Source organism: Actinomycetospora flava, from assembly GCF_037400335.1.
Classification (GTDB): domain Bacteria; phylum Actinomycetota; class Actinomycetes; order Mycobacteriales; family Pseudonocardiaceae; genus Actinomycetospora; species Actinomycetospora flava.
The window spans coordinates 134,634-152,190 of the sequence record NZ_JBBEGM010000008.1 but is presented as its reverse complement, the minus strand read 5'-3'; the positions used below and the strand labels follow the sequence as shown (position 1 = coordinate 152,190).

Annotated in this window: 13 protein-coding genes; 5 read left to right on the top strand and 8 right to left on the bottom strand. The window is 74.2% G+C overall.

Features of this window, described 5'->3' with window-relative positions:
- Positions 1-103: 103 nt before the first annotated feature.
- Positions 104-2,137, bottom strand: coding sequence for a glycosyltransferase (locus WCD58_RS19535; RefSeq protein ID WP_337704733.1), 2,034 nt, complete (start codon positions 2,135-2,137; stop codon positions 104-106).
- Positions 2,138-2,235: 98 nt separating this feature from the next.
- On the opposite strand from WCD58_RS19535, the gene WCD58_RS19530 reads away from it, so the two are divergent.
- The gene (locus tag WCD58_RS19530; protein ID WP_337704732.1) at positions 2,236-2,847 is read left to right on the top strand and encodes a mycothiol-dependent nitroreductase Rv2466c family protein; all 612 of its coding nucleotides are present in this window, start codon (positions 2,236-2,238) and stop codon (positions 2,845-2,847) included.
- Here WCD58_RS19530 and WCD58_RS19525 read toward each other — a convergent pair.
- Entirely contained in the window at positions 2,844-3,128 is a 285-nt protein-coding gene (locus WCD58_RS19525) for a hypothetical protein (RefSeq protein WP_337704731.1), read from the bottom strand. The genes WCD58_RS19530 and WCD58_RS19525 overlap by 4 nt on opposite strands.
- A gap of 84 nt (positions 3,129-3,212) precedes the next feature.
- A complete protein-coding gene (gene glf, locus WCD58_RS19520; protein WP_337704730.1) occupies positions 3,213-4,409 on the bottom strand; it encodes a UDP-galactopyranose mutase in 1,197 nt (398 codons plus the stop codon).
- A 54-nt stretch (positions 4,410-4,463) separates the two neighbouring features.
- On the opposite strand from glf, the gene WCD58_RS19515 reads away from it, so the two are divergent.
- From WCD58_RS19515 to WCD58_RS19505, 3 genes are all read left to right on the top strand, one after another.
- Positions 4,464-4,904: an SRPBCC family protein gene (locus tag WCD58_RS19515; RefSeq protein WP_337704729.1), complete on the top strand. Its 441-nt coding sequence runs from the start codon at positions 4,464-4,466 to the stop codon at positions 4,902-4,904.
- A 56-nt stretch (positions 4,905-4,960) separates the two neighbouring features.
- Entirely contained in the window at positions 4,961-6,073 is a 1,113-nt protein-coding gene (locus WCD58_RS19510) for an acyltransferase family protein (protein WP_337704728.1), read from the top strand.
- A gap of 94 nt (positions 6,074-6,167) precedes the next feature.
- On the top strand, positions 6,168-8,402 hold the full coding sequence (locus WCD58_RS19505; protein ID WP_337704727.1) for an HNH endonuclease signature motif containing protein: 2,235 nt from the start codon (positions 6,168-6,170) through the stop codon (positions 8,400-8,402).
- 48 nt (positions 8,403-8,450) lie between these two features.
- Here the strand turns inward: WCD58_RS19505 and WCD58_RS19500 are convergent, their stop codons facing one another.
- Positions 8,451-9,881, bottom strand: a complete 1,431-nt coding sequence (locus WCD58_RS19500) for an amidase (RefSeq protein ID WP_337704726.1) — start codon at positions 9,879-9,881, stop codon at positions 8,451-8,453.
- Between the two features lie 94 nt (positions 9,882-9,975).
- Between WCD58_RS19500 and WCD58_RS19495 the strand changes: the two genes are divergently transcribed.
- Positions 9,976-10,932, top strand: a complete 957-nt coding sequence (locus WCD58_RS19495) for a helix-turn-helix transcriptional regulator (protein ID WP_337704725.1) — start codon at positions 9,976-9,978, stop codon at positions 10,930-10,932.
- On the opposite strand, the gene WCD58_RS19490 is transcribed toward WCD58_RS19495, so the two are convergent.
- From WCD58_RS19490 to lysS, 4 genes are all read right to left on the bottom strand, one after another.
- Positions 10,929-12,050 carry an alpha/beta hydrolase gene (locus WCD58_RS19490; protein ID WP_337704724.1) on the bottom strand — a complete coding sequence of 374 codons (1,122 nt, stop codon included), beginning with the start codon at positions 12,048-12,050 and terminating at the stop codon, positions 10,929-10,931. The two genes, WCD58_RS19495 and WCD58_RS19490, sit on opposite strands and share 4 nt — an antisense overlap.
- On the bottom strand, positions 12,047-13,480 hold the full coding sequence (locus WCD58_RS19485; RefSeq protein WP_337704723.1) for an APC family permease: 1,434 nt from the start codon (positions 13,478-13,480) through the stop codon (positions 12,047-12,049). Before WCD58_RS19485 ends, WCD58_RS19490 begins: the two co-directional genes overlap by 4 nt.
- Positions 13,477-13,980 (bottom strand): hypothetical protein, encoded by a 504-nt coding sequence (locus tag WCD58_RS19480; protein WP_337704722.1) that lies wholly within the window; start codon positions 13,978-13,980, stop codon positions 13,477-13,479. The genes WCD58_RS19485 and WCD58_RS19480 overlap by 4 nt, the downstream gene beginning before the upstream one ends.
- Positions 13,981-14,128: 148 nt before the next feature.
- A complete protein-coding gene (gene lysS, locus WCD58_RS19475; RefSeq protein ID WP_337704721.1) occupies positions 14,129-17,557 on the bottom strand; it encodes a lysine--tRNA ligase in 3,429 nt (1,142 codons plus the stop codon).

Sequence of the window (17,557 nt, the reverse complement as noted above, 5' to 3'; positions counted from 1 at the left end):
TGGTCCTACTTCCCGGCCTACCTGCGAGATCGAGCCGGCGGATTTCCTGACGTCCAACGTCAGCATGGCCGCCAGGCTGCAACACCCCGGACCACGAGGGCCCTCAGCGGAAGCGGTCGAAGACCTGCTCGCGCCAGGCCTGACGGCTGATCAGTTCCGGCATGTCCTCCTGGTACCGGCGGCGCAGGGCCGGCCAGGCCTTGGCGATCTCGCCGTGCAGGCGCACCGACTCGCGCAGCATCGCCCAGAACATCTCGCGGTCGCGCTTGCGGAAGGTGACGCCGGAGCCGTCGGAGGTCGTCACCGCGGCCCCGTCGAGCACCGAGAGCAGGAACCACTGGCCGTGCTCGGCGGGCACGTCGCGCTGCGGGCGCTCGTGGGCGGTCGGGTCCACGGGGCGCAGCTGGTGCACGAGGCCCCGGGCCAGCGCCGCCACCTGGGCGACCCGGCCGACCGGCGGCTTGGGCCACAGCTGAGCCTCGCGGGCGCCGAGGGCCGGGCGCGGCACGTCGGCGGCGTCCTTGTGCACGGTGCCGTCGGGGAACTCGGCGCGCGTGGCGCGGACGGCGCCGAGGGCGGTCGGCAGCGCCCCGAACAGCGCCTTGGGCCCGGAGAGGAAGTCGCGCATCGCCATGTGGTGCAGCGCGATCGTCGAGTACTCGAGCAGGAAGAGGTGGCGCAGGGTGCGCTTGAGGGAGTCGGTGAGCATCGCCCGCGGGTTCTCCGGCCCGTGGAGCGCGCCGACCACCAGGCGGTTGCGGACGTGGAAGTACGCCTGCCAATCCGAGGTGTCGTCCTTCTCCACGAACGACATGTGCCAGATGGCGACGCCGGGCACGGTGGCGGTCGGGATGCCGTGGCTGCCGGCGCGCAGGCCGTACTCGCAGTCGTCCCACTTGATGAACAGCGGCAGCGGCAGCCCGATCCGCTCGGCCACCGTGCGTGGGATCAGGCACATCCACCAGGCGTTGTAGTCGACGTCGGTGCGCCGGTGCATCCACAGCGTCTCGCGCAGCGAGTCGACGGCGAAGTCGTGGTCGTCCTCGGTGTGCGGGGCGAGCTGCCAGAAGAACTGGCCGCGGTCGACGACCTCGCCCATCACGTGCAGGTGCGAGCGCGCCTGCAGGGAGAGCATCTGGCCGCCGACCAGCATGTCCTCGCGGGAGAAGCGCGAGAACGCGAGCGCGCGCAGCACGGAGTCCGGCTCGAGGACGACGTCGTCGTCCATGAACAGGATCTGCTCGCAGTCGGTGTTCTCGAGCGCCTCGTACATGATCCGCGCGTAGCCGCCGGACCCGCCGAGGTTGGGCTGGTCGATGATCCGCAGCCGGTCGCCGAGGGCCGCGGCGGCCTCGTCGAAGCCGGGCTGGTCGCGCACCTTCGAGGTGCCCTGGTCGGGGATGATCACCGCGGTGAGGGTCTCGCTGACCAGCGGGTCGTCGCCGAGGGCCTTGAGGGTGGCCACGCAGTCGGACGGGCGGTTGAACGTCGGCATCCCGACGGTGATCGCGGCCCGGCCCGGGGCCTCCCGGTCGGCGAACCAGCCGCCGGAGACGAGCTCGAGGTCGTCGTTGTCGCTGGTGAGGTCGAACCACACCCAGCCGCCGTCGGTGAACGGCGTCAGCGAGACCGGGACGACGACGTCGGTGCCGCCGTCGGGGGCGGTGTCGACGAGCTCGCCCGCGACGTGCACCGGCACGCCCTTCGCCGTCGACCGGTACACGTCGACCCGGCCCTGCCCGCGCATCCGCAGGCGCAGCGTGACCGCGTCGAGCACCGACCAGCGTCGCCAGTAGGACGCGGGGAAGGCGTTGAAGTAGGCGGCGAACGAGACCTCGCTGCGCTCGGGCAGGCGCACGCCGGTGCGGGAGACGACCTCGGCCACCCGGCCGCCGGAGCGCCGCACGTGCATGACGTACTCGTCGGCCGTGTCGTCGTAGGTGCCCGGGCGGTGGGCGGTCGGCGACGTGGTCTCCACCGACGTCGCGGTGCCCTCGTCGAGGTAGAGCGAGCGCACCGACGTCGGGTCGGCGGGCCGGGGCAGGATGATGCGCTGCAGCAGCGCGGCGCCCGCACCACCCGCAGCACCCGCCGGTCGTGCCGTCATCTCCACCGTCCCGCCGACCGTGCTCGTCACACCGACGACGGTAACGGCGCGCTCGTCGGCGGCCCGGGAGCCCCCCGGCGGGTCGCCCGACCGACCACCCCGACGGGGCGCGACCTACGGTGCGGAGCGTGAGCGAGCCCGATCACGTGGCGGTGTACGTCGACCCCGTCTGCCCCTTCGCGTGGCTCGCGCTGGGCTGGCTGCGCGAGGTCGCCCGGCAGCGCCCGCTCGACCTCGAGGTGCGGCGGATGAGCCTGGCGGTCCTCAACGGCGAGGACCCGGTCGCCCCGGCGCGCGGCGAGGACAGCGCCTGGCGGCCCGCCCGGGTCGGCGCGCGGCTCGTCGCGGAGCGCGGGGAGGACGCCTGGGCGGGGTTCGTCGAGGCGTTCGGCACCCGCTTCCACGACCAGGGGCTGCGCGGGCGCGACCGGGTGCTCCGCGAGGTGTGCGACGAGCTCGGCGACCCCGACCTCTACGCCGCCGCCGACCGCACCGACCTCGACGACGACGTCCGCGCCCGCCACGACGAGGGCATGGCACCGGTCGGCCTCGACGTCGGCACGCCCACCCTGCACGTCACGACCGCCCGCGGCGCCGTCGCGTTCTTCGGCCCGGTCCTCGAGCGCGCCCTGCGCGGGCAGGAGGCGCTCGACGCCTTCGACGGCGCCGTGCTGCTGGCCGGCGTGCCCGGGTTCACCGAGCTCAAGCGCACCCGCAGCGGAGAGATCGACTTCGGCTAGGGCGTCGGCGTCGAGCAGACCAGACCCGTCGGGCAGTTGGCCGGGTTGTACTCCGAGGGCCGCGACGTCGGCGCCGTCGTGTGGTGGGTCGACGAGGGGTGGGTGCCGCTGTGCTCCGTGGGGTGCCCGCCCTCGTGGCTCGTGCCGCCGCCGGACCCGCCGGACGGCGCCGACTCGCTGCTGGTGTCACAGGCCGAGAGCGTCAGCACCGCGGCGCACGAGAGCATCGCCAGGAGGCCCGCGGCGGAGCGCCGCCGGGCGGAGGACGGGGGAGCGGACACGGCGGCCTCCGGTGATCATCGACGTCGACGCCGTGACGCTACGCAATCGTCACACCGGACGAAGCGGCCGAACGAGTGAGCAGATCAGGCTTCGGCGAGGTCCGCGCCGTCGAACGACGCACCCTCGGTGAACCACGGGGCGATGCGGTTGTCGAACAGGGTGAGCGCCGACCCGATCGCCATGTGCATGTCCAGGTACTTGTACGTCCCGAGGCGTCCGCCGAAGAGCACGCGCCGGTTGGTCGCCTCCTTCCGGGCGAGCTCGCGGTAGCGCTCGAGCTTGGCACGGTCCTCGGGGGTGTTGATCGGGTAGTACGGCTCGTCGCCGTGCTGGGCGAAGCGCGAGTACTCCCGGACGATGACCGTCTTGTCCTTCGGGTAGGACGTCCGCTCGGGGTGAAAGTGCCGGAACTCGTGGATGCGCGTGAACGGCACGTCCCGGTCGGCGTAGTTCATGACCGGCGTGCCCTGGTAGTCGCCGGTGGTGGTGAGGACCTCGGGCTCGAAGTCGAGCGTCCGCCAGCCGAGCTCGCCCTCGCTGTAGTCGAAGTAGCGGTCGAGCGGGCCGGTGTAGACCGTCGGGACGTCGGCCGGCAGGCGGTCGCGCAGGTCGAACCAGTCGGTGTCGAGGAGGACCTCGATGTTCGGGTGGTCGGCCATCCGCTCGAGCCACGCCGTGTAGCCGTCGACCGGGAGGCCCTCGTAGGTGTCGGAGAAGTACCGGTTGTCGAAGGTGTAGCGCACCGGCAGGCGCGAGACGATCGACGCCGGCAGGTTCTTCGGGTCGGTCTGCCACTGCTTGGCCGTGTAGCCCTCGAAGAAGGCCTCGTAGAGCGGCCGACCGACGAGCGCGACGCCCTTCTCCTCGAAGTTCTGCGCGTCCGCGACGTCGATCTCGGCGGCGTGCTCGGCCACCCAGGCGCGCGCCTCGTCGGGCGTCATCGCGCGGCCCGCGTACTCGCAGATCGTCGCGAGGTTCACCGGCATCGGGTAGACGCGGCCCTCGTAGATCGTGAAGACGCGGTGCTGGTAGCCGGTGAAGTCCGTGAAGCGGTTGACGTAGTCCCACACCCGCTTGTTCGAGGTGTGGAACAGGTGCGCTCCGTAGCGGTGGACCTCGATCCCGGTCTCGGGGTCGGGCTCGGAGTAGGCGTTGCCGCCGAGGTGGGACCGACGCTCGACCACCAGGACGCGCTTGTCGAGCTCGGTCGCGGCCCGCTCGGCCACGGTCAGGCCGAAGAAGCCCGAGCCGACGACGACGAGGTCCGGTTCCACAGCCATGCGACCGACGGTAGCCGGGGCGGTGGGTCAGGCCGGGCGCGGGTATCCGGCGACATGCCCACCGTCACCCGCACCGTGCACTCCCCCGCGCCCGTCGGCACCGTGCAGGCCTACCTGCGCGACTTCACGAACGCCGAGGAGTGGGACGCCGGGACGATCTCCTGCACGCCGGTCGACGACACCCCGCTCGGCGTGGGCAAGCAGTGGCGCAACGTCTCGGAGTTCCGCGGGCGCGAGACCACGCTGATCTACACACTCGAGCGCGACGACCCCGGCCACCTGCGCATCGTGGGGCGCAACAAGACGGTGACCAGCGAGGACGACCTGGTCCTCACCGCCGACGGCCCCGGGACCACGCTGACCTACACCGCGACGTTCACCTTCCACGGCCTCGCCAAGCTCGCCACCCCGCTGCTCGTGCCGGCGCTGGGGAGCCTCGGCGACGAGGCGCAGCGGACCCTGCAGGCAGCGCTGGAGAAGCTCCCGGTGACCTAGGACGAGGAGGAGGGCCCGCCGGCGCGCCGTGACCTCGTTGTTACCTTCAGCGGGCGATGCGCCGGTTCAGCTGGGACCTCATCCGCGTCGCCTGCGTCCTGATGGTCGTCCTGTACCACTCGACGCAGGTGGTGCCGGACAACTATCCCGACCTCGTCGACCGGCGGTTCGTCTTCCCGCACCAGATCGGCGCGAGCCTGCTGCTGGTGGTCTCCGCCTACTTCGTCTGCGCGTCGCTGCGCCGCCACGGCGTGGCGCGCTGGTGGGTCGGGCGGCTCGCCCGGCTGCTGCCCGGCTTCGTCGCGGCCACGCTGCTCGCCTACGTCGCGGCCGACGTCCTCACCCCCGGCGGGCCGGAGCCGACGCTGCGCGACCTCGCGGCGAACCTGCTGATGCTGTGGAACTGGGACCGCACCTGGGGCTACCTGGACGGCTCCTACTGGACGATCCCGCTGCAGCTGCTGGCGTTCACGGCCGCGGCGCTGCTGTGGCGCCGCCGCTGGGGCAGCGGGGTCCGCCTGCGGGTCGTGCTCTGGGTCGCCGCCCTCCTCCCGATGGCGCAGCTGCCGCTCAAGGCGATCGCGCCACCGGTCTACGGCGTGCTCGTCGACGGTCTCGGCTTCCACCGGATGCACCTGTTCGTCGCCGGCGTCGCGATCTTCCTGTGCGCCCGGTGGCGGCTGGGGGTCCCGCACGCCGCCGCGCTGCTGGGGACGTGCACCGCGGCGCAGTTCGTGCACGGCGGCATCGACGCCTCCGGCGCGCTGATCGGCGACCGCATCGCGGTGGCGGGCGTCGGGGTCGGGATGGCGGCCATGCTGCTCGCGGCCAGCGGCCCCGACTGGGACTGGCTCGTGCCGTCCGCCGTCCGGCCCGTCGTGACGTGGTTGGCGGGGATCTCCTACGGCGTCTTCCTCGTCCACCAGACGCTCGGCATGGTGCTCATGCGCCGCCTGCAGATGATCGGCGTCGGTCCCACGCTGCAGACCGTCGCGATGCTGCTCCAGGCCGTCCTCGTCGGATGGCTGCTGACCCGGCTGGTCGAGCGGCCCGCGCACCGGCAGCTCATGGCGGCGTTCGACCGCCGGACGGTCCGGCCGGTGGTCCTGCCCGCGCCCGTCTCTGCCCCGGTGCCCGTGGCCGCGGCGGCAGCCGACCGGACCGGCTGAGCAGGGGATCGTTACCGTTCTGTGACCTCTGCTGGTTCTCCGACCTGGGGTTTCCCGGGCGGGACTGTCGGGGGTCGGTTCTAGCGTTCTTCCCGTGAGCGTGGAGCAGGATCAGCGGCCTGGGCTGGCGGCCCGGCTTGCTGGTCATGCCCCGGACGCTGGTCTGCACGCGCTGCTCGACACCGTCGACCCGGCCGGGTTGGACGGCCCGGAGCTGGCCGCTTATGTGCGGGCGCGGTTCGCGGTGCACAACCGCGCCGAGGCCCAACTGCTGGCCGGGCTGCGCGAGCTCGGGCTGGCGGTGGAGGACGCCGACGGGCGCCCGCGGCGGTTGCCGAGCTCGGACGAGTTCTCCGGCGACGAGGTCGCCGGCGTGCTGGGCTGCTCACGCACCATGGCGGCCCGTCGCCTGGCCCTGGCCGAGGACCTGTTCTCGCGGTTGCCGGCGCTGGGCGCGGCGTTGTGGCGCGGCGTGTTGGACGAGTCCAAGGTCCGGGCGATCAGCGAGTGTGTCGCCGACCTGTCCGCCGACCACGCCCGGCTGGCGGTGGCCGAGGTCCTCGACGAGGCCGCCGAACTGCCGGTGATGGCGCTGCGCGAACGGGTCACCGAGATCGCGCTGGCGCTCGACCCGGACTGGGCCGAGCGCCGCCGCCGACGGGCGGAGGCGCGCGGGCGGTTGGAGCTGCGGGCGAACCCGTCGGGGACGGCGACGCTGTCGTTCGTCGACGCCCCGTCCCCGGAGGGGATCGCGTCGACCTCGCGGGTCGAGGCGGTGGCGGCGCAGCTTCGGGCGGCGGGGGTGCTGACCCCGATCAACCGGCTGCGCATGCAGGTCGGGATGCGGTTGCTCAACGGGTCCACCGCCGGGATGACCGACCCGGAAGTGGTCGCCCTGCTGACCGCGGAGTACCACGCCGCGAACGACCCCGACGACCCCGACGATGGGCCCGACGGTGACGGGACCGGCGGCCCCGCCGATCCCGACCCCGACGACGACGGCCCCGACGACGACGGCCCCGACGAGGGCGGGCCCGACGAGGGCGGGCCCGACGAGGGCGGGCCCGACGAGGGCGGGCCCGACGAGGGCGGGCCCGACGAGGGCGGGCCCGAGGACAGCGCGCCGGACAGCGGACCGGATAGCGGCGACGGCGGGCCGGGCGGCGAGCCCGAGGGCCGTGACGGCGGACCGGATAGCGAGCCCGACGGCGGGCCGGTGGACGAGGGCCCCGGCGACGGGCCGGCCAGTGGTCGCCACGCCCTCGCCCTCGTCGTGGCGCCGCGGTCCTCCGGCCAGGGCGTCCTGGACCTCCCCGACCTCCCCCATCAGTCCGGCCGGCCCGGCCGGCCCTGCCCGCTGGGCGAGTCCGAGCCGGTGGTCGAGCCCGAGCCGGTGGAGCGGCGGTCCGGGCGGGTGCGCCACGGCACCGTCGAAGTCCGCCTGCGGCTCACGACCGCGCTCGGACTCGACCAACACCCCGCCACCGTGCCTGGTTTCGGGGCGGTCACCGCCCCCGTCGCCCGCGACCTGATCGCCCACCGCCACCGCGGGGAGTGGCGGGTCGTGCTCGTCGACGACGACGGGCACCTCCAGCACGTCCTGCTCGCCCGCAGCCGACCCACCCGCCCCCGCAACCAGACTCGGGTGCGGGGGCGGGCACCGGGCGCGACCCGGACCGGCGCCATCGTCGAACTCCACGTTCCGACGACACTCGTCGCCGCCCTGGACCCCGACGATCACCCCGAATGGGCCGGGCTACTCGCCGAGCTCCACGCCCGGCTCACCGACCTCCAGCACACCGGGCGGCTCGGGCTACCCCCCGACGCCGACTCAGGGCCCGACCAGTGGCGGCGCCGCCGGCCCGGGGCCGAAGCCGAACGCTGGACCCGCGCCCGCGACCGGCACTGCATCGTCCCCTGGTGCCGCCGCCCCGCGCACCGCGCCGAGATCGACCACACCCGCGACCACGCCCACAGCGGCCCCACCGTCACCTGGAACCTCGGCGCCTGGTGCAGCCACGACCACCGCGCCAAACACCACGCCGGCTGGCACGTCCGCCAACCCCTACCCGGCTGGTTCATCATCCGCACCCGCGCCGGGATCACCCACACCACCCGACCACCACGCATCCTGCGACCACTCCCAACACCCAACCCGGCGCAGCGCCCGCGACCACTCCCCGACGACGGCTGCCCGGACCAGGACACCGAGCACCTCGACGACTGGCGCCGACGCTTCGCCGCCAAATTCGGCGGCCCCCGCGACACCACGACCGCGAGCACCCCGCCGCCCGTCACCCACGACCCCGACGACCCGCCGCCCTTCTGAGGACCGGGATCGACGAACTCGCGGACCGGACCGGCACCGGCGCCTCGGTCAGGAAGGGATCGTCGGGCGGTGCCCCGCCCACGGCGTCGCGCGCTCGAGGTCGGCGGCCAGCGCGATCAGCCTCGACTCCCCGGCGTACGGGGCCACGATCTGGACCCCGATCGGCCAGCCCTCCTCGGTCCGTCCCAGCGGCAGCGAGATCGCCGGATTGCCGGTGACGTTCGACAGCGCCGTGAAGCCGGCCGTCGAGAAGATGTGGTCGTACCAGCCGCGCGCGTCCCGCGAGGGGTCGTTCTGGTCGAGGTACCCCAGCGGCGTGTTCGGCACGTTCATCGTCGGCGTGAGGATCACGTCGTAGCGCTGGTGGAAGGCGGCGACGGCGCGGCGGGTCGCGTTGAAGACGCGGTCGGCGGCGTACAGGTCGCCGGCCCGCAGGGTGCGGCCGTGCTCGGCGCACGCGAGCGTCGCCGCCTCGAGGGTGTCGGGCCCCGGGGTGACGCCGAGCGCGCCGGCGAGCACGTCGACGCCGTCGGCGAGGAAGCTCGTCCAGCCGACCAGGTTGGCGTCGTCGAAGGCCGCCGCGTCCAGCTCCGGGCCGGCGATCTCGACGGTGTGGCCCAGGCCCTCGAGCGTGCGCGCGGCCGCCTCCGTCGCCTCGACGCAGCGCGGGTCGACCGACCCGTGGCCGGAGAACGGCGTGGTCCACAACGCCACGCGCAGCGGACGGCTCCCCGCGCCCACCTCGTCGGCGTAGGGGCGTGCCGGGTCGGGCAGCAGGTAGCGGTCGCCGGGCTCGGCGCCGTGGACGGCGTCGAGGAGGCCGGCGGTGTCGCGGACGGTGCGGGTCACGGCGAACTCGACGCCCATGCCGAGGAGGGGGTCGGAGTAGTCGGGACCCGGCGAGGTGCGGCCCTGGCTGGGCTTCAGGCCGACCAGCCCGCAGGCCGCCGCGGGGATGCGGATGGAGCCGCCGCCGTCGTTGGCGTGCCCGACCGGCAGCGCCCGCGCGGCCACGAGCGCCGCGGAGCCGCCCGACGACCCGCCGGGGCTGCGGGTGGTGTCCCAGGGGTTGCGGGTCGGACCGTTCGCGACCGACTCGGTGGTCGCGTTGAAGCCCAGCTCCGGGGTGGCGGTGAGCCCGAGGGTCGCGAGGCCGGCGCGGCGGAAGCGGGCCATGAGGTGGGTGTCCGCCGGCATCGGCACCCCGTCGCCGAGCAGGCGCGTCCCGGCCCGCTGCGGCACGCCGGCCGCGTGGACGATCAGGTCCTTGATCACGAACGGCACCCCGGCGAACGGCCCGTCCGCGGCGTGCTCCAGCGGCGCCTCGAAGCGCTCGCCGACCAGCGCGTTGAGGTGGGGGTTCACGGCGTCGATCGCGGCGGTCGCGGCGTCGCGCGCCTCGTCGGCGCCGACCTCGCCCTTGCTCAGCAGCTCGGCCAGGCCGGTGGCGTCCAGCTCGGCGTACTCCTCGGGTGTCATGGCCGCAGATGCTGCGTCGTAGGGGGCCCGCGCGCATCGGTCGATTGACGGATCCGCTGGTCACGCGGGCCCCGGTCCGCGTAGCTTCCGAAGCATGTCCGCGGTCGCGGCCGCCCGCGAGCTGCGGGCGTTCCTCCGGCGCCACGGGAGCCGTTCGCCGGGCGCCGCCCGCGCCGTGCTCGACGGGCTCGCCGACGTCGTGCCCGCCGACTGCGCCGCCCTGTCCGTCGCCGACCCGGTGACCGGCGGCCACCGCACGCTCGCCTCGTCCTACCCGGCCACGATCACCGACGTCATCGACACGCGGATGCACACCGACCGCCTCTTCACGGTCGTGCGGGACGGCGGGCAGGCCGTGCGGGTCCGCGACCTCGCCCCGTCCCGGCGCCGCGGCGAGATCTTCGAGCGGATCATCCTCCCGCACGGCTTCCGCGACGGCCTGACGCTCTGCCTCTTCGCCGCCGACGACCGCTACGTCGGCATGCTCAACGCCAGCACCCTCGACGCGCGGCACCCCGACGACGACACGGTCGCGCTGCTCGAGCTGCTGGCCCCCGACCTCGCCGCCGCCCTCGACCCCGTGCCGGCGCCCCGCGCGCGGACCGGGACCCTCGGCGCCGACGGCACGGACGGGCTGCTCGTCGAGCCCGGCGGCCGCGTGGTCGCGCTCTCGGCGGGGGCGCGCCCGGAGCTGGTCCGGGCGCGGCTCGCGGGTCTCGTCGACGCGCTCCGCGCCGGTGCGCCCGCCCCCGGCCCCCTCCTGCTCGTCACGGGCTCGGGCGAGGTCGTCGGCGTGGAGCTGCACGCCACGGCCCGCGGGGTCCTCGTCCTGCACCGCGCCGCCGCCCCGCCCGCCGGCCTGACCGTGCGCGAGCTCGAGGTGCTCGACGGCGTCGGCCACGGCCTGAGCAACCCGGAGATCGGCGCCCGGCTCGGGATCCGGCCGCGCACCGTCGCCACCCACGTCGAGCACGTGCTGGCCAAGACCGGCGCGCGCAACCGGGCGGCCGCGGCCCGGTGCGCCGCGCGCTGGGGCCTGGTGACCGGCTAGGGGCAGCTCGGCACCGCGGGCCCCACGCCGAGGCGCCCGGCCATCCACGGCAGGGAATCGGAGAACGCCTGGGAGAACAGCGCGAACGTGTGCCCGCCGCCGGGGACGACCACCTCGCACGTCGCGATCCCCGCCCGCCGCGCCGCGGGCACGACCGTGTCGAGCGCCGCGGACGGCTCGGGGTCGGCGTCGCCCACCTCGAACCAGCCGCCGAGCCCGTCGTACCGGCGCCCGGCGAGCAGCGCCGCGGGCTCGTGGGCGAGGAAGGCCTGCTGCGAGCCCCCGAAGAGCTGGGCGACCGCCGAGGCGGTGTCGGCGTTCGTGTCGCCGGCCCGGGGGCCGGCCAGACCGGCGTAGTCGCCGAACGTCGCGAACAGGTCCGGGTGGCGCAGGGCGAGCATCAGCGAGCACGACCCGCCCTCGGACAGGCCCGCCACCGCCCAGGTCCGCCCGGGCGCCGCGGCGTGGAAGACGTCCTGGACGAAGCGCGGGACGTCGGCGGTCAGGTAGGTCTCGACCCGCCCGCCGGGGCCGTCGACGCACTCGCTGTCGCCGTCGATGGTGCCGTTGACGTCGGGCATGACGAGGATCGGCGCGGTGCCGCCGTGCGCGGCCGCGTACTCGTCGGCGGTCGCCCCGGCCTGGCCACCGTCCAGCCAGTCCTGCGGCGTGCCGGGGGTGCCGTGCAGCAGCATCACCACCGGCAGCGTCGGGCGCGGGCGCGCGAACCACGCCGGCGGCACCCACACCGTCGCCGGCCGGCCGGTGAAGCCCGACACCTTGCCGGGGATCTCCATCGACGTGACGACCCCGCGGTCGGGCCGCGAGGTCCGTGCCAGCAGCGCCGCGAGCTCCACCTCGTCGGACGGCGGCAGGCCGATCACGTCGCCGAGCGTGCGGAAGTAGTCGAAGTGCGCGTTGATCCCCGCGCCGGACCCGAGCAGCACCAGCACCGTCGTCACCGACACGAGCGCGACCTTGCCGAACCGGCTGATCCGGCCCAGCCGGTTGCGCATGACCAGCACCAGCCCGACGACCACGAACAGCGCGATGATCGCGCCCGCGCCGAGGAACGAGTCGGTCGTGATGTCGATCTCGCCGATGCTGTCGACGGTCACGCCGGCACCGAGACCTCGTCGCCGGAGCCGGAGCCGGAGCCGGAGCCGGAGTCGCGCCGCGCCCGCCGGCGGGCCATCGCCGCGAACACGAACGGCGGCGCGGACAGCACCACGACCGCGACGGCGAGCAGGCCGACGTAGGTGACCGTGCTGCCCGTGGCGAGCTGGCCGGGCGGCACGAACCCGAGCACGAACGCGACCAGGCAGCCGACCAGTCCGATGCCGCCGACGGCGTAGACGCCGGGCAGGCCGCCGGGGATCCGGTACGGCCGGGGCGTGTCGGGCTGGACGTGCCGCAGGCGCACGACGGCCGCGAACATCAGCGCGTACATGATGATCACGATCTGCGCGGTCACCGCGGAGAGCATCCAGTACGAGGTGCTGACGCTCGGCACCAGGAGGAACAGCAGCGTGAACACGGTGCCCGCCGCGCCCTGGATGAGCAGCAGCGCGACCGGCACCCCGTGGGCGTTGAGCCGGCCCAGCCGCGGCGGGACCGAGCCCTGCGCGGCGACGGCGGCGACGCCGTTGGCGGGCCCGAGGATCCACGGCGCGAGGTGGGCGATGCCCCCGAAGGCGACGACCAGCGCGAGCGGCGCGACGGCCCACCCGAGCCCGAGGCGGTCGAGCACACGGGAGAACAGCTCCATGGTCCCGCTGACCAGGCTGATCTCGCTCGCGGGCACGACCATCGCGAGGAAGAGCGAGCCCAGCACCGAGAACACCACGACCACCCCGACGCACAGGGCGATCGCCCGCGGCACCGTGCGTCCCGGGTCGCGGGTGTCGCGCGCGTGGAAGCCTGCCATCTCCATGCCGGTGAACAGCAGGATGATCCCGCCGAGGAACGCGAGGTTGTTCAGCTCCACGTCGGGCACGAGTGCGCCGGCCGAGAACGGGATCTCGCTGGGGTTGCCCTGCGCCAGGTACGCCGCGGCGAGCACCACGACGCCGATCGCCGGCACGATCGAGCCCGCCACCGTGCCCACCGAGCCGATCCAGGACGACGTGCCCACCCCGCGCAGGCTCACGATCGTCGTGGCCCAGAAGAAGGCGAGCATCACCACGACGAGGAACACCTTGTCGGTGGCCAGCGACGGGTCGAGGGCGTAGGCGAGGCTCGCGGCCATGAACGACAGGACCGTGGGGAACCAGGCGACGTTCTCGGCGTAGTCGCACCAGACCGCGAGGAAGCCCGCGCGCTCGCCGAAGGCCTCCTTGACCCAGGCGTAGACCCCGCCGTCGCGCGGCCACCCGGTGCCGAGCTCGGCGGCGACCATCGCGATCGGCACGAGGAACACGACGATCGAGAGCGCGAACAGCGCCAGCATCGACCAGCCGTACTCGGCCATGACGGGCAGGTTGCGCACGCTGACGATCGCCGCGATGTTGATCATCGCCAGGGCCAGCACGCCGAGCTTGACGTTCACGCAGCGCCTTTCGCGAGCAGCATCGCGTCGATCCGGTCGGCGACCACGTCCTCCGCGCCGCCCTGCACCACCACGACCAGGTCGCCGTAGGTGCGCACCGTGGACGACGCCCGCGGGCGCCCGACCCCGGAGATGCTGCGCGCCGCCGCGTCGCGGTCGCCGTCGTCGGCGAAGGCGTCGGCCTGCACGGTCGCGGTCTCGCCGTCGCGGCACTGCACCGCGACGACCAGGGTGCGCGCGGCGACGGCGTCGGTCGCGAGGGGGTCGGGCAGGTCGGTGCGGGAGCAGACGACGAGCCCGGCGGCGGTGATGTCGGCCTGCAGCGCGTCGAGCGCGCCCGCCCCGCGCGGCCCGGCCGGCGTCCTCTTCCCGCTCGCGTCGGCGAGGACCACGACGGTCACGACCACCGCCAGCGCCATCGCGACGAGCACCACGACGAGCACGACGTCGCCGAACCCGTTGCCCCGCGTGCGCCGGGGGTGGCGCTCGATGACGCTCATGCCGCTGTCCACATGGCGGCAGTTCCGCTGCGCTTCATGCCGCGGTCCACATGGCGACAGTTCCGCTGCGCTTCATGCCGCGGCCCACATGGCGGCAGTTCCGCTGCGCTTCATGCCGCGGTCCACATGGCGGCAGTTCCGCTGCGCTTCATGCCGCGGTCGCTGCGGGTGTCTCACCCGACGGCGAGGGCGCGCCCCCGACGGCGGCCGGCACGAACATCGGGCCGAGTCCCGGCACGGCGAGGAAGCCCTCGGCGCCCGCGTAGAGCAGGCCGACGCGCGGCAGGTCGGCCGGGCTGCGATAGGCGAGCACCCGGGGCAGCCACTGAGGGCCGAACTTCTCGTTGAAGTCGTGCAGCGAGCGGACCTGGAAGAACGGGTTCAGCACGCCCACCGCGCGCCGCGCGAGCTTCTGCGTCGCGGTGAACGGCACGTCCTCGGCGAACAGCCGTCCCCACATCGCGAAGTTCATCGACAGCCGCGTCACGCCCCGCTCGGCCAGCGCCAGGGCGCTCTTCGCGATGAGGAACTCGGTCATGCCGTTGGGTGCGCCCGGGTCGTGGCGCATGAGGTCGAGCGTGTAGCCGAACGTCGTGCCGGTGGCGGGCCCGCCGTAGGCCGGCACGAGCCGCAGGAAGCCGCCCGGCACCCCGTCGGCGTCGAGCGCGACGCAGAGCAGGAAGTCGCTGTTGGCCGCGGAGCCGGTGATGTCCTGCGACAGCGACATCGTGAACCCGCGCTCGGGGTTCTTCCCGCGCCACTTCTCCGAGATCGCGTTCAGGGCCTCCACCAGCTTCGGCGACGCCGCCGACTCGGCGATCAGCTGGAACCGGTGCGTGCGCTCGACCCGGCGCACCGCGGCGCGGACACTCTTGCGCTCGCGGCCCTCCAGCGTGAACGACGGGCAGTCGATGATCGCCTCGTCGCCCAGGTAGAACGACCGGAACCCCCGCGAGGCGAGCAGGCCGCCCTCGCGGGTGTCCTCCTCGCGGGCGGCCAGGAACGCCGGGGTCCAGGCGCGCTGGGCGCACATGGCGAGGAACTCGTCGACGACGGCGGGCAGCGAGGCCTCGTCGCCGATCGGGTCGCCGGCCGCGAGCGCGTACCCGCCGAGGTAGGTGTAGGCGATCATGGCGCGGCCGTCGGAGCCGAAGAAGAAGCTCTTGTCGTCGCGCAGGGCGAAGGCGGCGAGGGTGTCCCAGCCGTAGGTGTGCACCAGCGTCTCGGCGCGGGTCCAGTCGTCGCGGGTGTGCGGGTCGCGCGCCGTCAGCGGGCGGAACACCAGCACCAGGAACACGACGAGCCCGACGACGCCGAGCGCGAGCAGCGCGGCGGGGAACGTCTCGGCGAACACCCGGCGGTCGAACGTGTAGGGCCCGTCGACCCCGACCAGCCCGCCGACGATCGTCTCCAGGCCGCCGCCGAGGGTCAGCGACGGCGTCATCCGCCCGCTCTGCAGGCCGAGCGAGACGAAGCCGAACGCCAGCACGCAGGCGAGGTAGATCGGCACGAACCGCACCAGCCGCAGCAGCGACGGCGGGTCGCCCGGCGCCCGGAACTGCCCGCGCGCGACCACGAGCAGCACCAGCAGCGCGACGCTGATCGCGAGGCCGACCTGGTGCGGCCCCTTGAGCACGTGGGCGAGCACCGCCAGCGCGGAGAGCGCGACGGCCACCCGCCAGGCGGCCCGCTTGCGCTTGGCGAGCTGGTCGGCGAGCAGGATCAGCAGCAGCCCGATCGCGGCGGAGAGCACGTGGCCGGTGACCGCGAACCACGGCGGGACGAGGTCGAGGTTCACCCGGTCGCCGAGGCGCTCGTGGACGATCGGCATGTGCACCAGCAGGTGCAGCAGTCCGGCGAGCGCGGTGAGCCCGGCGATGAGGGTGACCGTCCACGGCCGCTTCGGCGGGCCCTCGTCGGGCGTCGCCGAGGCGACCGCCACCGGGCTCGACGGGGCCGGGGGTGCGAGCGCCGCGGCCGGCAGGGGCGTCGGCGGCAGCACCGGGCGGTGGGCGCCGCCGGGACCGCCGCCGGGCGGCGGGGCGAACTCGGGGCGCAGGGTCGGGAAGAGGATGACCTCGCGGATCGAGTCGACGCTGGCCAGCAGCATCACCAGCCGGTCGATGCCGATGCCGAGCCCGCCGGTGGGCGGCATGCCGTACTCGAGGGCGCGGACGTAGTCGAGGTCGATGTCGCCGGCCTCGGGGTCGCCGTTGCGCTTGGCCTGCGCCTCGTCGGAGAAGGCCGCCATCTGCTCGACCGGGTCGTTCTGCTCGGAGTAGGCGTTGCACAGCTCGAAGCCGGCGACGATCAGCTCGAAGCGCTCGCTGTACGCCGGGTCCTCGCGGTGGGCGCGCGCCAGCGGGGAGACCTCGCGCGGGTAGTCGATGCAGAAGACGGGGCCGACGACGTCGTGCTGGACGCGCTCGTCGTAGACCTCCTTCATCATCCGGCCCGCGCCCCAGCCCTGCTCCCAGGCGATGCCGAGGCGGTCGAGCGCGGCCCGCGCGTCCTCGACCGGCATCGTCGGGTGCATGGTCTCGCCGGTCTTCTCGCTGATCATGTCGGCGAAGCGCCTGCGCGGCCACGGCGGCCGGACGTCGATCTCCTGGCCCTGGTACCGGACGGTGAGGTCGTCGCCGAGGGCGGCGTGCGCGGCGGCGACGACCATGCCCTCGGTCAGGTCCATCATGTCGTGGTAGTCGGCGAACGCCTGGTAGGCCTCGAGCATCGTGAACTCGGGGTTGTGCCGGGTGTCGACGCCCTCGTTGCGGAACACCCGCCCGAGCTCGAAGACGCGCTCCATCCCGCCGACGATCAGGCGCTTGAGGTGCAGCTCGAGCGCGATGCGCAGATACATGTCGAGGTCGAGCGCGTTGTGGTGGGTCACGAACGGCCGCGCCGACGCCCCGCCCTGGATGCTCTGCAGCACCGGGCCCTCGACCTCGGTGAAGCCCTGCTCGGCGAGGTGGTTGCGGATGGCGCGCACGGCGGCGTGGCGGATGCGGAAGATCTCGCGGGTGCGCTCGTTGACCTGCAGGTCGGCGTAGCGCTGGCGGTAGCGCGTCTCGACGTCGGCGAGGCCGTGGTGCCCGCCGGCGGGCGGGCGCAGGGCCTTCGCCAGCAGGGCGCACTGCTCGACGCGGATCGAGAGCTCGCCGCGCTTCGTGGTCATGACCCGGCCCCGGACGCCGACCCAGTCGCCGCGGTCGAGGTCGTCGATCGCGACGTGGGCGTCGTGCCCGACCACCGCGGTGTCGACGAACAGCTGCATGCTGCCGGTGCGGTCGCGCAGCGTGCCGAAGCTCAGGCCGCCCTGGCGCCGCAGGCCGGTGAGGCGCCCGGCGACCCACACCTCCTCGTCGGTGACCGTGTCCGGCGCGAGGTCGGCGTGGGCGGCACGGAGATCGGCGAGCGCGTGGTCGACCGGCCAGCGGTACGGCTCGGTCTCCCCCGCGGCGCGGCGGGCGGCGAGCTTGGCCGACCGGATGTCCTGCTGGCCGAGGTGCACGCCGTGGTCGGCACCGTCGTCGTCGGTGTGCTCGGCCGGCGCCTCGGTGTCGGTGTGCCCGTCCAT